11 protein-coding genes and 1 tRNA gene are annotated in these 14,660 nt (G+C 59.8%); 7 read left to right on the top strand and 5 right to left on the bottom strand.

The genetic code is table 11. The features are described 5' to 3' along the window. Positions 1 to 13: 13 nt before the first annotated feature. Positions 14 to 475 carry a hypothetical protein gene (locus tag V5N13_RS11720; protein ID WP_336360901.1) on the bottom strand — a complete coding sequence of 154 codons (462 nt, stop codon included), beginning with the start codon at positions 473 to 475 and terminating at the stop codon, positions 14 to 16. A gap of 434 nt (positions 476 to 909) precedes the next feature. On the opposite strand from V5N13_RS11720, the gene V5N13_RS11715 reads away from it, so the two are divergent. The 4 genes from V5N13_RS11715 to V5N13_RS11700 all read left to right on the top strand — a co-directional run bounded on the left by V5N13_RS11715 (position 910) and on the right by V5N13_RS11700 (position 5,686). Then, positions 910 to 2,415: an ATPase domain-containing protein gene (locus V5N13_RS11715; protein WP_336360900.1), complete on the top strand. Its 1,506-nt coding sequence runs from the start codon at positions 910 to 912 to the stop codon at positions 2,413 to 2,415. Then, positions 2,408 to 3,826, top strand: coding sequence for a sensor histidine kinase (locus tag V5N13_RS11710; protein WP_336360899.1), 1,419 nt, complete (start codon positions 2,408 to 2,410; stop codon positions 3,824 to 3,826). The genes V5N13_RS11715 and V5N13_RS11710 overlap by 8 nt, the downstream gene beginning before the upstream one ends. A gap of 115 nt (positions 3,827 to 3,941) precedes the next feature. Further along, positions 3,942 to 4,235: a PadR family transcriptional regulator gene (locus tag V5N13_RS11705; protein WP_332898095.1), complete on the top strand. Its 294-nt coding sequence runs from the start codon at positions 3,942 to 3,944 to the stop codon at positions 4,233 to 4,235. A 131-nt stretch (positions 4,236 to 4,366) separates the two neighbouring features. Next, positions 4,367 to 5,686 carry a S8 family peptidase gene (locus V5N13_RS11700; RefSeq protein WP_336360898.1) on the top strand — a complete coding sequence of 440 codons (1,320 nt, stop codon included), beginning with the start codon at positions 4,367 to 4,369 and terminating at the stop codon, positions 5,684 to 5,686. 360 nt (positions 5,687 to 6,046) lie between these two features. On the opposite strand, the gene V5N13_RS11695 is transcribed toward V5N13_RS11700, so the two are convergent. Next, positions 6,047 to 6,120 (bottom strand) — tRNA-Tyr (locus V5N13_RS11695). 139 nt (positions 6,121 to 6,259) lie between these two features. On the opposite strand from V5N13_RS11695, the gene V5N13_RS11690 reads away from it, so the two are divergent. The 3 genes from V5N13_RS11690 to ftsZ all read left to right on the top strand — a co-directional run bounded on the left by V5N13_RS11690 (position 6,260) and on the right by ftsZ (position 8,342). Further along, a complete protein-coding gene (locus V5N13_RS11690; RefSeq protein ID WP_332898093.1) occupies positions 6,260 to 6,781 on the top strand; it encodes a double zinc ribbon domain-containing protein in 522 nt (173 codons plus the stop codon). 206 nt (positions 6,782 to 6,987) lie between these two features. Next, complete coding sequence (locus V5N13_RS11685) at positions 6,988 to 7,167, top strand: ribbon-helix-helix domain-containing protein (protein WP_332898092.1); 180 nt, start codon at positions 6,988 to 6,990, stop codon at positions 7,165 to 7,167. Between the two features lie 2 nt (positions 7,168 to 7,169). Beyond that, the gene (gene ftsZ / locus V5N13_RS11680) at positions 7,170 to 8,342 is read left to right on the top strand and encodes a cell division protein FtsZ (protein ID WP_332898091.1); all 1,173 of its coding nucleotides are present in this window, start codon (positions 7,170 to 7,172) and stop codon (positions 8,340 to 8,342) included. Between the two features lie 75 nt (positions 8,343 to 8,417). Here the strand turns inward: ftsZ and V5N13_RS11675 are convergent, their stop codons facing one another. The 3 genes from V5N13_RS11675 to V5N13_RS11665 are packed head-to-tail and all read right to left on the bottom strand — an operon-like array spanning position 8,418 to position 14,545. Further along, complete coding sequence (locus tag V5N13_RS11675) at positions 8,418 to 10,262, bottom strand: alpha-(1->3)-arabinofuranosyltransferase domain-containing protein (RefSeq protein WP_336360897.1); 1,845 nt, start codon at positions 10,260 to 10,262, stop codon at positions 8,418 to 8,420. Continuing rightward, on the bottom strand, positions 10,259 to 13,048 hold the full coding sequence (locus V5N13_RS11670) for a hypothetical protein (RefSeq protein WP_336360896.1): 2,790 nt from the start codon (positions 13,046 to 13,048) through the stop codon (positions 10,259 to 10,261). Before V5N13_RS11670 ends, V5N13_RS11675 begins: the two co-directional genes overlap by 4 nt. Continuing rightward, positions 13,049 to 14,545, bottom strand: a complete 1,497-nt coding sequence (locus tag V5N13_RS11665; RefSeq protein WP_336360895.1) for an alkaline phosphatase family protein — start codon at positions 14,543 to 14,545, stop codon at positions 13,049 to 13,051. Positions 14,546 to 14,660 lie beyond the last annotated feature (115 nt).

Raw genomic sequence — 14,660 nt, 5'->3', positions numbered from 1 at the left:
GAGTTCGCGTGGCTCACCGAAGCAACTGTTTGAGCGGCGGAATTCCGCTTCGGTTGACCGCTTGGAAGCGTTCGCGCGCAGACGAGCGTGCTTCGCGGAGTTCGCGCGAGGACACCGCGCCACCTTTTGCGCGCGCGCGACACAGCGTGTAGAGTTCGTCTACGGCGCGTTGATAGTCGATGACGCGTTTGGCACAAGCGAAAGCAGCGCGCACGGCCTCGGGGTCGTGTGGCTGTGAAAGGACGGCACTGAACTCATCGCGTGGGGTGTCGTCGTTGGCAATTGCAATGAGCGGGATGTCCACTGTGGACGCAAACGCCGTGACACCCGGAATCGAAAGCGAGGCGAAAAACACGTCCGGGGCGGCCACGTTGCTGGCTGCATCGACCGACGAAACGCGGTGGACGGTGTGGTCAGCGAGTGCCTCGGCTACGGCATTACTGACCGAAGCTTCAGCAAGAATGACCACGTTCACAACACTACCACTCTCTGAAGTATCATAGATGTTTTGGGAATGATATTCGAGTTATAACAACGCAGTTATATTACTGAGATAAGCAAACTGCGAGGCGATTTTCGAGAGAGACACGTGGTGAAAGAACCTCCACAAAGCTCGAAAAAGTGGTGCGCACCTCGAACGGATAAACCACATAGTACGATAGTAAATACACCGTGATCTTCGCGTGGCACGCGGAAACGTCGGTTAGGACAGCTGACCAGAACATTTTTACAGCCAGACTATATGTATTAGTTATAGAACTTTTCTGAGGTGACAGACCACCGATGGGTTTTGCCCGTGACGCGAACGCTGGCAGCCCGCGCCAGAAAACGTGCTACCGGCCGCTCGACGGCCGAAATGGGTATTTGAAACCGCCTCCCATTCGCAACCACCACCCTCCTCTGCCAACCATGACGCATGATTCAGACCCTGGCCCACAGAAGAACCGCACGCACGCAACAGAACGCATTTCGACCGGCATAGAGCGCCTCGACCACATCCTCAACGGCGGGCTCATCACGGAGCGAAGCTATCTCGTTCGCGGTGACCCGGGAACGGGAAAAACAATCCTTGGCCTCCACTTCCTCACACAGGGCGTCGAAAACGATGAAACCACACTGTTCATCAATCTTGAGGAGACGACCGAAGACATCGCCCAGAACGCAGCCGGGCTTGGCTTCGATGTAGAGGGCATCAACTTTCTCGATTTAAGCCCGAACTCAAAGTTCTTCGCAGACGACCAAGGCTACGATATTTTCGAGTCGAACGAAGTCGAGCGTGACCCGATGGTCGAGGCGATAACAGACCGCGTCGAAGAACTCGAACCAGACCGTGTGTTCGTCGACCCGATTACCCAGCTTCGCTACCTCTCGACCGACGAGTACCAGTTCCGGAAACAGGCACTGTCGTTCATGCGCCTTCTCAGTGAGTACGGCGCAACCGTCCTGTTTACGACACAAGCGACGGAGAATGCACCCGACGAAGACCTCCAGTTCATGAGCGATGGAACCATCGAACTCGGCTACACCTCGACTGGACGCCGAATTAGCGTCCCGAAGTTTCGCGGGTCGTCCGTCAGAAATGGGAATCACTCGGTGCGACTGGATTCAGACGGACTCACCGTCTACCCCGAGATCAACCCGGAGAGCCACGACAAGTCGTTCGTCGATGAGAAGATTTCGGCGGGGATTCCCGAAGTGGACGAACTGCTCTACGGCGGGTTGAATCGCGGCACAGTCACCGTGATTAGCGGCCCGACGGGTGTCGGGAAAACAACGACGGGCACGCAGTTCATGAAAGAGGCCGCAGGCCGGGGCGAACGGTCGGTCATCTACCTCTTTGAAGAATCAGAAGCGACGTTCAAACAGCGCTCTGAAGCCATCAACACACCAGTCACGAAGATGTGTGAGCGGGGGTCGCTCAAAGTCGAAGAGATAGAGCCGCTCAAAGTCTCGCCACAGGAGTTCGCAGAACGAGTTCGTCACGAGGTCGAAGTCGAGGGCACGGATATCGTCATGATAGACGGGGTGGCTGGCTACAAACTCAGCCTTCAGGGCGAGGAAGACGAACTCATCACGCACCTGCACTCGCTCAACAAGTACCTGAAAAACATGGGCGTGACCGTCATCCTCATCGATGAGGTGGCGAGCGTGACCGGAGAGTTCCAGGCGACGAACGTCGGCATCAGCTATCTCGCAGATAACATCGTCTTCTTCCGACACCTCGAGTTCGAAGGGGAGATGCGGAAGGTCATCGGCGTGTTGAAGATGCGCACCAGTAACTTCGAGCGAACGCTTCGCGAATTCGAGATTACGAAGTACGGTATCACCGTTGGAGACCCGCTCACAGACTTGCGCGGCATCCTCAGCGGTTCTCCGGAATGGGACGTCAGACCGGAGCACCGGAGCAATGACTGAACAACGAGTGGCGTCTATAGCCAGCGACGTCATCTCGACGCCGACGCTGTTGTTGCTCGTAGAGAGCGACCGGAATCGAGAGCTCCTCGCAAACCAGTTTTCTGACGTTGCTATCCAAACGCACGCAGACGACCCATTTTCCGACCCGACGTTTGATCTCTGTCTGGTAGATCTGCGGTCGTTTCGACGGTATCGCGAGCAGCTCGAAGCACACAAGGAAGCGACTGAACCGACCTTTCTGCCGTACTTGCTGCTCACCGGTACGCACTCGCCAGACGACCTCTCCTCTGCAGTCACAGACGTTGTAGACGAGGTGATACAGCGCCCAGTGAGCAAAACCGCACTCACCGCTCGTGTCGAGAATCTCCTCGAACGGCGCGCGCTTTCGCTCGAACTCACGCGGCAGAAAAAACAGAGCGAACAGCGGTTCAAAACGTTGTTCCACGCCTCACCAGACCCCATTATCGTCGGGACGGCCGATGGAATCGTAACGGAGGTGAACAACGCGTTCACCACCACCTTCGACGTCGAGGCGTCAGCAGTCAGGGGCGCGCCAATCTCAGCGCTCCACCTCTCGCCTCCCGCGTCTGTCGAACGATTCCACCGACAGATGACTGGCGAGGAGTCAGATACGATGACGGTCGAGTGGGAACCCGAAAGCGGCGCGCGACTCGTGACGGAGGTGCGCACCGACAGCATCACCGACCTCGGCACGGAAACAGAGCGGATTGGTATCTTCAGAGATATCACGGAGCGAATCGAGAAACAGGAGAACCTCGAACGCCAGAACGAACGGCTCGAAACGTTCGCTGATACGATTGCCCACGACCTGCGAAACCCACTCGCCATCGCTATGGGACAGCTCTCGCTCGCCCGGGAGGTCGGCGGCGAGGAGCATCTCGATTCGGTCGAGAGTGCCCACCTGCGAATGAAGCAGTTGATAGACGAGTTGCTCACGCTTGCAAAACAGGGACGAACCGTGCTCGACCCGGACGAGGTCGCGCTTCGACGGGCGGTCGAAACGGCGTGGTCGCACGTCGAGTCACACGAGGCGACGCTGACCGTGGACGTAGACCACTTCACGACGCTGTTGGCTGATGAGGGTCGGCTGTACGAACTGTTCGAGAACCTCTTTCGAAACGCCATCGAACACGGCGGTGAGACGGTGGCAGTTCGCGTCGGCTCACTCGTAGACGAGGCCGGGTTTTACGTCGAAGACAACGGACCGGGAATCCCCCTAAATCGCAGAGACGAAGTGTTCGAAGCCGGGTACACCGACGGCGCTGACGGAACCGGACTCGGGTTGTCAATCGTACAGCAAATCGTTGAGGGGCACGACTGGGATATTTCGATTCGAGAGGGGGCGTCTGGGGGGGCGCGATTCGAAATCACGGGGATACAGTCTGCGTAATTTCATCGGCTGGTTCTCGCAGCATCGATTGAGACAGATAATTGGGGAAATATGTGTCAATGAAACACGTATTCGGCCATTAGGGATAAGAAGGGCTACGTGATACTGTGTAGTAATGCACGACCTGACTGGTTTCCAGCGTGACCTGTTGTACGTGATTGCAGGCAAAGACGAACCGCATGGCCTCGCCATCAAAGAAGAACTCGAATCCTACTACGAAAAGGAGATTCACCACGGGCGACTCTACCCGAATCTCGACACCCTCGTCGACAAGGGCCTCGTCGAAAAGGGCGAACTCGACCGCCGGACGAACTTCTACACGCTCACGCGTCGCGGTCGCCGCGAAATCGAAGCGCGCAAAGAGTGGGAAAAGCAGTACTTAGACGACGTCCTCAAGGCGACGGCGTAACACCACCACCTTCCTCCCGTTTTTCAGCCAACAGTACTACTGAGACACGTCTTTTTACATCTTGTCCAAGTCTTGATTAAACAACCAACATATAGAATAATATATAATAACGTGTGAGAACAGTAAGGTGTATGGTAAACAACTCTCGTCGTCGTTTTCTCAAAGCGAGTGGCCTTCTCGTGGGTGGGATTGCCGCCAGTCCAACCGTTTCCGCTACGGAGTCAGCCAACCGGTTTATCGTCGAAACAAAACACCTGCGCGACCAGCAGCTCGCCGCGTCGGCTGTAAGCGTCGTCCACGACCTAGGCGACCTTGACTACGCCGTTGTCTCGGGAACGAAGTCGGCGGTCGCTGCCCTCGGAGTCTCCTTTGCACCCGACCTCGTTTACGAACTCGACATTCCCGCGAGCGCGACCGAAACCGTAGACGAACCCGGCTACGCAATTCAGTGGGACAAGCACGTACAGAACATCCCCGCCGTCCACGACGTGACGCGCGGTGAGGGCACGCGCGTTGCGGTCATCGACTCTGGCGTCTCTGCAGACCACCCTGACCTCCAACATGCGGTCAACACCGACCTCTCGCGGAACTTCACTGGCGACGGCTACGGCGCAGGTCGCGCCATCGGTGGCGGTCACGGCACGCACGTCGCGGGCATCATCGCCGCGAACGACCAGAACGACGAAGGCGTGACCGGCAGCGCCCCAGCCACCGAAATCATCGACTGTCGCGTGTTCTCGACCGGCCCCTCCGCGAGTTTCGGCGACATCCTCGCCGCGCTCGTGTACGCGGGACAGATTGGCTGTGACGCGGCGAACATGAGCCTCGGCGCGTACCCAGTTTCTCGAAGCGCAAACGGCCAATTCTACGGCAAAGTGCTCAACCGAACCACCGCCTACGTGAGCAACCAACTCGGCACGCTCATCGTGGCGTCGTCGGGCAACGACGGCGCAGACCTCCAACACGACAGCAACGCCATCAGCCTGCCAAACGAGGCGGCAAACGTCATGAGCATCAGCGCGACCGGCCCCGTTGGCTACCTGTGGGGTGACGACGGCCTGCGAGAAGCGTTCGATTCGCCTGCGTTCTACACCAACTACGGTACGAACGCGGTCGACCTCGGCGCACCCGGCGGCGACGCGGACGTAGACGCCATCGACACCGGCGTCCCGTGGTTCTACGACCTCGTGTACAACACCTACGCCATCCCGACCTACGACGAAGCCACGGACTCCTTTAACATCCAAAACACCTACTCGTGGCTCGCCGGGACGAGCATGGCCGCCCCGCAGGTCGCTGCCGCCGCCGCACTCGTCAAAAGCGTGAATCCAGACTACTCTGCCGGTCAGGTTCGAAACGTCCTCGAACGCACCGCAAGCGTTCCAGAGGGCTACGGCAAGGAGTACTACGGCGCAGGGTTCGTCGACCCGCTCGCTGCGGTGTTGGACTGAACAAGAACTACTAACTGCGTTTTTGACCGTCCGTTGGGTGTGTCTCTCAACGATGTTGGTCTGTTCGTCGTCACTTTCGACCCGAGCGCGGAGTGTCTACTGGGAGGTGGCGAGAACAGGAATTCGCGCTCCCCGATTTGAACGAAGTGAGACGGTCTCGTTCGCTTCGCTCACGAGCTGCGACTCACAGGCACAAAATCGGTCGGGTGCACTTTTCACTGCTCACGTTGTTCGCAGGAAAGGTTCGCGCTCCCCGATTTGAAGCCAGTCGCTCCCTGCAGTCGCTCCTTTTTCAAATCGGGTCGAGAAGTCCCTCACATTCAACACCGATTCGCTGCGCTCACGGGTGTTGAAGTTCAGTCCGCTCTCCCCGATTTGAACGGGGGACCAGTCGATCTACAGTCGACTGCTCTACCAGGCTGAGCTAAGAGCGGATACAATACAACGTAGGACGATTGTGCGACTTAAGAATTATTATTCGCACCCGGCGTGCGGATGCCGGGCAGACGACAGTCGTCAGACTGGTAGGAAAGTTAATATGCGTGGGAGACAACCCGTAAGACGATTGCAGAGATGAGCAAAATCACGTTTCGGGCAGACGATGACCTCGTGCGACGCTTAGAGGAGTTCGACTCCTCGAAGAGCGAGGTCATGCGCGAGGCGCTCAGGCAGTACCTCGACGCGAGTCCGACGCCCGAACCCGAGGCGTCTGCCGACAGCCTCGACGCGCTCGTCGCAGAGCGCGTGGACGCGCTCATCTCAGAACGACTCGACACGCTCATTGACGCCCGCCTTGGCGCGCACGGTCAGCGTGCACAGGACGTAAACGTCACCATCTCGCTCGAAGGCGACGGGGTACGCGCTCGCGAGACGGTACGTAAGACATCGGAGTCAGCGCCCCGCGAACAGCCGGAGAACGCGTGTGTCCAATGTGGTGAATCGCTCAACGGCGACCACGTGTATTGTCCAAACTGCGGTGAAAAAGCGACCCATCGCGTGTTCTGTGAGTGCGGCGATGAGGTGCGTTCAGACTGGGCGTTCTGCCCGAGCTGTGGCCGTCGGACACCGGCAGCGGACGTACTTGACCGACCGTAAACGCCGGACGAAAGCAAATTTTTGGGCGAGTGTCTTACAATCGCCACAACATTTATAACCCTTCAATTAGTGCATACTTCTGCGTAAGACGGTTGTCTTACAGACCGCCAAAGTAGGGGTGGAACGGTGCGACCTCTCTCGGTTTTGGTGTGTAAGACAAGTATGCGGGTGACCTGCATACGTACATCTTACAAAGGGGATATACCATGGAGCGTGTGACACTACGGATTCCAAAGCAGCAGATCGAGGAAGTTGAGCGAATGGTCGAAACGGGAGAGTTCCCGAATCGCAGTGAGGCCATTCGGTCGGCAGTCCGCGAAATGCTCAACGAACAGACAGAGGGCCGCGAGCCCACGAGCAAAAAGCGCAACTGGGCGAGGGTCTAACAATGCAAGACATCGTTCAATCAGCGCTTGAAAACTCGGAAGCAGAACAGCGAAAGATGTCCGACGCCTCGTCCACTGGTGACGAGTTTGGCGACCCACGAATCGTCATCGTCGGCGCGGGTGGTGCCGGTAACAACACCATCAACCGTCTGTACAACATCGGTGTCGAGGGCGCAGACACAATCGCCATCAACACCGACAAACAACACCTCAAGATGATTGAGGCGGACACCAAGATTCTCGTCGGCAAGTCGCTGACCCAAGGGCTTGGTGCCGGTGGCGACCCATCGATGGGCGAACGCGCAACCGAGATGGCCCAGGGGACCATCAAGGAAGTGCTCGGCGAGGCAGACCTCGTGTTCGTCACGGCAGGGATGGGTGGCGGGACGGGGACCGGTGCGGCACCCGTCGTCGCCAAAATCGCAAAAGAGCAAGGCGCAATCGTCGTCGGCATGGTCTCGACACCGTTCAACGTCGAGCGTGCCCGCACGGTGAAAGCAGAAGAGGGCCTCGAAAAGCTCCGCAACGCCGCGGACTCCATCATCGTCCTCGACAACAACCGCCTGCTCGACTACGTCCCGAACCTCCCAATCGGCAAGGCGTTCTCGGTCATGGACCAGATCATCGCCGAAACCGTAAAGGGCATCTCGGAGACGATTACCCAGCCGTCGCTCATCAACCTTGACTACGCCGACATGACCGCCATCATGAACCAAGGCGGCGTCGCCGTGATGCTCGTTGGTGAGACCCAAGACAAGAACAAGACCGAAGAAGTGGTGCGCGACGCGATGAACCACCCGCTGCTCGACGTGGACTACCGCGGCGCATCGGGTGGCCTCGTCCACATCACTGGCGGCCCAGACCTCACACTCAAAGAGGCAGAGGGCATCGCCCAGAACATCACCGAACGGCTCGACGCCTCAGCGAACGTCATCTGGGGCGCGCGCATCCAAGAGGAGTACAAGGGCAAGGTTCGCGTCATGGCAATCATGACCGGCGTCCAGAGCGCCCAAATCCTCGGCCCATCGACGCAGAAACAGGCCAACCGCTCGCGCGCCAAACTCAACGAAGGTGGCGACGACAACGACGGCAACGGCATCAAGACGTTCGGTGCGCAGTCAGACGGCGGCCAGAACGAAGTCGAGAACAACAACGGCCTCGACGTCATCCGGTAAGACGTCGGACCCCATTCCAAGAACACCAGTTTTCATTTTTTTTTCGAACGACGAGCGACCCGCAATGTGACTCCGTTAGGAGTGCTCTCGTCGTGTCACCACAAACAGCATTGCGGTGACGACAGACACGGCGCTTCCGACCACGAGCGGCCAGAGCGGAATCGGCGGACCAGCACGAGGTGCCTCTCCGGGAACGAATGCGTCATTTCTGTACAGCGTAAGCCCCGGTGAAGCGACCGCAACGGAGAAATCCTCGTGGTCTGTGAGTGCGTCGTACCGTCGATAGTCCACCTCGTGAGCGAGAATTACGTACTCGACGCCGACCGCCGCGAGGCGTTCGCCAACGTCCTCGTCTGCGGGGTGTTCAAGGATGGCCGCCACCTCCCGGTGGGTTGGGTCGGTCGCCCGCGAGCGAACGTCACCGACTTCGAGATTCTCAGAGGCAACCACCGGTGTTTCGAAAAACAGGGGTGCGGGATTCGCGATACGACGGCCAGTCCACGAGAAGTCCATATACTGGTGCCACGGGAGAAAGAGCGTCCGCGAATCGTCGGACGCGCCGACGAGGTAGTCGTTGGTGATGTGCCACGACTCGGGGTACGTCGTAGTCTCGACTTGCCCCGAAAAGCCCCCGAACATCGGTGCGGCGTACGCGAGTGGCGCGACGAGCACCAAACAGATGCACACCGCACGAAGAACGCGGTGCCGAGACGGGAGCGTCGGACGTTGATAGGAGACTGTGTCGCTTCGCCTCCCACCTTGCGAGAGGAGGTGTGAGACCCCGCGACCCCCGAGGAACGCGTAGGCGAAACAGAGCAGCCCGACAAATTTTTGCGAATCGCGCATGCCGCGAAACAGCGGAAGCACGTCAGCGAGCGTGCGAAACAGGGGGTCAGACAGTGACGTGCTCACGCCGAGACTCAACACGAAGGCGACGACGCCACAGAGGGCGACTCCGCCCACGAGCGGATCATCACTGTCCGTGACCGTACCACGAACAGCGAGATACAGCAGCCCACAGAATAGGCCGAAAACCACCCACGACGGCAGTAGTGAAAACGCCGTCAGATAGCCGCCGCGCCAGAAGCCATACAGCATCGACACGGAGAGGGGAACGTTTCCGACGATCGTCCCCCCTGCGCTGAAAACGGTGAGGTCGACCTCCGAGATGGTCGTGAGGCGGGTTCCACCAGTCACCCCCGCGGCGAGCGCGGGAAAGAGCCAGTAGGCGTTTACGAGGAGTGCACCCGCAGCAAACGTCGTAATTCGACGGACGAGCAGTGGTCTGTGTTGGTGATGTCGGAGAACGTTCACTACGTGCGTGACGAACAGACAGCCGCCAGCCACGGCAACCAGAACGGTTGCGTGCGGGTCGAACACGCTCACGAGCGTCGTCCACCCAACGGCACCGAGGAGCGTCCGCCGTCTGCCGTCATCGAGATACTGGGAGAGCGAGACGACGGCGAGCGGGACGAATGCATAGCCGAGCAGGAAGTACCAGTGGCCCGCGAGCAGTCTGACGTACACGAACGGATTGAACGCGAAGAGCGTCCCCGCGAACAGCGCGGCCACACGGGGCTGGTTGGGACACGTCCGAACCATGCTCCACCCACCACACACCGGAAGCGAGACGAGTATTACCTTCTGGATGAGCCAGTCAGGTGCGACCAGCGCTGCGGCGTCGAGCACCGCGAGAAACGGCAATCGACCGTAGTACAGCGGCCCCTTGTTCAGCAGGCCGAACTTGAGGTAATCAGCCGTGGGCGCGAAAATCATATCCAGCGTGAGGAGGTAGCCGGCATCCAACAGCGGGTAGAACACGAGCAGGCTCAACAGGAGAAAATAGCCCACTGCGAAGGCGTCGTGGGACACGAGAGTCGCGAGTCGGACACGGATGCGTCGAGTGGGTGTCTCGTTCATAACCCTAATCGGTCTGGTTGTTCGCGCGAGCGCCACCGCTTTCTGAGCGCGTTCGAGACGAGCACGGACAACACAACGAGCCACGCACCCGCCCAGATGCGAACGACCCACGTTCTGAGTTCTCCACCAGTCCACCGAATCTCGTCGGGTTCGGCGTTCACGTAGCCGTTCGCCCAGCCGTAGGCGCGGAAGTGCTCTGCGTCCGCGGGACCGACCCACCGGTCGTCGTACGAGGTGGCCAACACCGTGACCGAGCGGTTGTCGAACGCGCCAAACCGCCAGTAGTCGAGGACGACGCCATCGGGATGGTCGTACGTGACGGCCGTTGCGCCATCTGGAACAACGGTTTCGAGGTCCTCCTCTGAGAGAAGGACGCCCGCGCCTTGACGATACGATTCGTTGTAAACGAGCGGTGCGTCGAGAACCGTCTCTGCGTCTCGGATGACCACATCCGCACCGACGGCGTCGGCTTCTGACTCGTTCAGGTTGACGGCGACGGCTGTGCCGAGCGTCTGATTGTCGTCGTAGCCGTCAACGACGACGCCGGGAATGTCGCCGCCGTTCGTCGTAAGCCCGGTTTGTCGCGGGTAACTCGCGCGTTCGAGCGAGACAGATTCGACGGTGACTTGTGGGGAGTCAGGTCGAATCCGCACCGAGAGCGTGTCACCCTGTGCGAGAACCGTCGTCGCCGATTCGTTGAGCAGGTGGCTCTCGCGGGCGACGAAGTTGTCCTGGGACTTACTCCCGTCGTACCAGTAGAGGAACACGGTCGCGTTCCCGGCCCCTTCGACCGTCAACTCATAGGGCTGGTCGGCTTCGACTGTAGTTGATTGGGCGAGTGGGTATGGGTCGCCCGACTCGGTCACCATCTCAACTGCGTGGTCACCCTCGTCAGTCTCGATGATGCGCGACTGGGTGCCGTTCTCCCCAGACCAGACCCACCAGCCGTCAAGGTCGTCGTCAAAGTCACCGTTCGCAATGCGGTTTTCGCCGTACGTTTCGACGGTGCCACGCGAGGTTGGGTAGTAGAGGCGGTGGAGGCCGTCGTACTCTTCGAAGCGCGACACGTCGCGTGCGCCGTCGACGCGGTAGACGGTGTAGTCGGCCGTCTCGAAGGCTATGTCGTAGCCGTCGCTTTCGGCGAGTCGCTCGCCGTAGTTCTCGCTACTTCCCCAGAGCCACGGCGCACCCCAGCGTTCGACGACGCGCGGCTGGCCGCGGTCGATGTCGCCGGGCGGGTCGGATTCGACAACGACGAACTTCACGCCCTGTTTGGCGAGTTGTGGTCGAACCGCTTCGGGGTCGCGGGCGAACTTTTCGAACAGCGTCGTGACGTACCCCGCGTTCTGAATCCCCTGTGCGATGCCGCCGCTTTTGAGGCCGACGTGGTCGGGGTAGGTGTGGCGCAGGCGGAGCTGTGAGGTGTAGCCGTAGGGCACCCACATCACGGTTCCATCGAGCTGGGCTGCGAGTTCGGCCTGCTCGTCGGGCACGTAGTAATCATCGCCGCGAACGTCCTGAAGGCCGAGTGCGCCCGCAGCGGGTGCGGCGTAGGCGACCAGCGAGAGCAAGACGACGCCGAGGACGACGGCGTTCGCCCGCGAAGGCGTCCCACCGTCAGTGAGCACGGGCCGCGTCGTTCGAGACGGTTGAGCGAGCGGGTGTGGCTCCGCGCGCGGGCCGACGAGCACCGTGTCCAAGCCAGCGCCGAACAGGAGGCTCATGCAGATGGTGAGTGGGTACTGGAGTTTCACCGGGTTTCTGAGCGACCACATCGGCGGGAACATCTCAAACAGCGGCGTCGTGAAGCCGTACTTCGTGAGCACCATGAACGAGACGATGAGCGACGCGATGGCGTAATACACCGTCAGTCGGCGCTGGCGGATGGCGAGCAGCGCGATGCCGGGGATGACCAGTCCGATCAACAATGCGGGGTCGTCGTTGTAGCCGAGTTGGTTCATCGCCATCACGCCGTGATTCCCCGCAAGTCGGACAACGGCGAGGACGCTCGCCTCGGTGTAGTTCCACATGAACGTGCTTTCGAGGACGCTCTGGCCGGAATCGAACCCGAGCGCCCGCTGGAGCATGTGGTGGACGCTGGGAAGTGAGAGAATCACGCCGAGGATGCCGGACACGCAGAGTTTGAGGATGGTGCGTGGCGACCATCGTGCGCGGTAGACGAGGTACGTCGCAAACGGCGCGACCATCCAGAAGCCGAGCCACGGACTGACCGTCGTCGCGCCGAACACCGCGCCCGCTTTGAGCGTCGCTTCCCACGAATCGCCGTCCACAATGGCGTACAGGTAGTGCAACAGCAACGGGAGAAACGCGAAGCCGATGAGCGCGGCGACCCCGCCGTTTACGAACTCGCCGATGGTGAGCGGGTTAATCGCGTAGACGAACGCGGCGAGGTGGAGAGCGGGAATTGATTCGACGAACCGTCGGCCGAAGACGAGGAAGGTGAGATAACCCACCGGGATGAACGCGAGAAACAGCAGGTTCTGTGCGAGGACGCCACCGACGGCAGTTATCGCCCCGAGGTAGGCGGGTAGGACGTGGTAGATGTACGAGTAGCCAAGCCCCTGATTGACCCAGACGGTGGTGAACTTCCTGAGTCCGTCCATACCGTAGAATGGGGCGAAATCCCCGAACGTGTACAGGTTCCCGAGGGTGATGCCACGGAGGAGTACGCCGTAGATGGCGAGGAAGCCGAGAAAGCACAGGCAGTGGCGCAGTCGGCTGTCATCGAGGCTTCGCGGGAGTGAAATCGGGCTATCGAGCGACATCTACAGGTATCCGAGGTCTTTGAGTTTCTGCTCTACGTGGGCGTCGTGTTCGACCACCCGTTCGACGTTGCGGTCGACCCGAACGTCTCTCCGTTGGGCGTTGTTCCCAAGCAAACCAGTGCTTTCTCCACGCATTCCCGTTGGAATGTCGATGCCGAAGCCGTCGAGAATCGTCGGAGCGATGTCGTAGAGTCGGGGGGAGTCAAACGACACGTCTTCGACGTCCGGCCCGCGCGCGGTGAGGATACCGTTCCGGCGGTGATGGGCCGTTTTGTGATGTCGCCAGTTGCCGTCGTACTCGAACAGCACGCCGGGTTTCACGATGTCGCTGATGCCGTAGTCGGTGTGCTTGATGACGAGGTCTGGCACGCGCACGTCCGCGTCGGGGTAGATGTTCTCGCCGTAGTACACCTCCTCGATGACGCGCTCGCCGTCTCTGTCAGTGACTTCGAGCAACTTACTGCGGATTTCGTCCGCAATCTGCTTGTTGCGTGTGTAGATGAGCGGTGCGAGAGCGACGGCGTCTGCCTCCCAGTCGATTTTGTCCTGTAAGCCCTCCAGCTTGCGGTTGCCGGGCATTTGCCGGGCGACTTTCCGCAGGAAGCTTTCGGGGAGCACATCGAGGACGAACCCGGAGAGGCGAAGCTTCTGCATGAGCGCTAGCGCGCGGTCGTAATCGAGTCCGACCACGCCAAAGAGGTCGCCGAGGTCGAACCCCGAGTCGTTGATGTGGATGTAGCCCTGTTCTTCGAGCCACGTGTTGAGGTAAAAGCGCCCCTTCGTGTAGCCAAACCCGTGGTCCGACATGAGCACCACATTCCACTCCTCGTCGAGTTGGTCGAGGAACCACGCGAGTTTTCCATCTACCTCTTCCCAGAACGCCTTTGCGACGGGCGAGTCCCACTCGGTGTGTTGCACCGTGTCGGTCAGGTACAGCGTCGTGTGGATGAAATCAGTTTTTTCGGTGAAGCCGAGCGCCGTCTGGAGCTTTTTCTCGACCGACGCGACCGCCCCGTCGATGTCGTCAGGGTCACGCGAGAGGTAGTACTCTGGGAGAATCGTGTACTCGTTGCGATTCAGCGTGCGTTCGAGGGTAGCGGGCCGGGTGTAGTCTTCCTGTTTCCCCGAAAAGGGGCCGCTTATCATCCAGCCGTCGATGTCCCGCGGCGGGTACGTCGTCGGCATGTTAATGATTGCGCTCTGGTGGCCGTGCTCACCGAGGTAATCCCAGAGTTCGCGCGTGGTGAACGACTCGTTCGTGACCGTCTTGAACTGCTGGTCTTCGAAGTCAGGTTCGACGAACGTGAACACGCCGAGGTCGCCCGGATTCATTCCCGTCGAGTACACCTTCCACGCGGGCATCGACAGCGGCGGGATACAGCTGTCGAGTTCCGTCCGCCGTTCGTCTGCGAACGACTTGATGGTCGGCAGGTCGTCGAGCCACGGGTCGAGGAGGTCCCACGTCGCGCCGTCAAGCCCGATGACGCAGACCTTCATGGTGTTACCTCGGCGATGGTGACTGCGCTTTCTTTCGATGCTGGGTCGGTGGTAATGGAGATGAGGTTCATTGGAATCAACTGCACTGGAGGGAAAGAGACAGCAACTGCTGCCT

The sequence above is a fragment of the Haladaptatus sp. ZSTT2 genome, from assembly GCF_037081775.1.
Classification (GTDB): Archaea; Halobacteriota; Halobacteria; order Halobacteriales; family Halococcaceae; genus QDMS2.
Note: the sequence above shows the minus strand (reverse complement) of the source record. Positions and strands in the feature narration are given on the sequence as shown.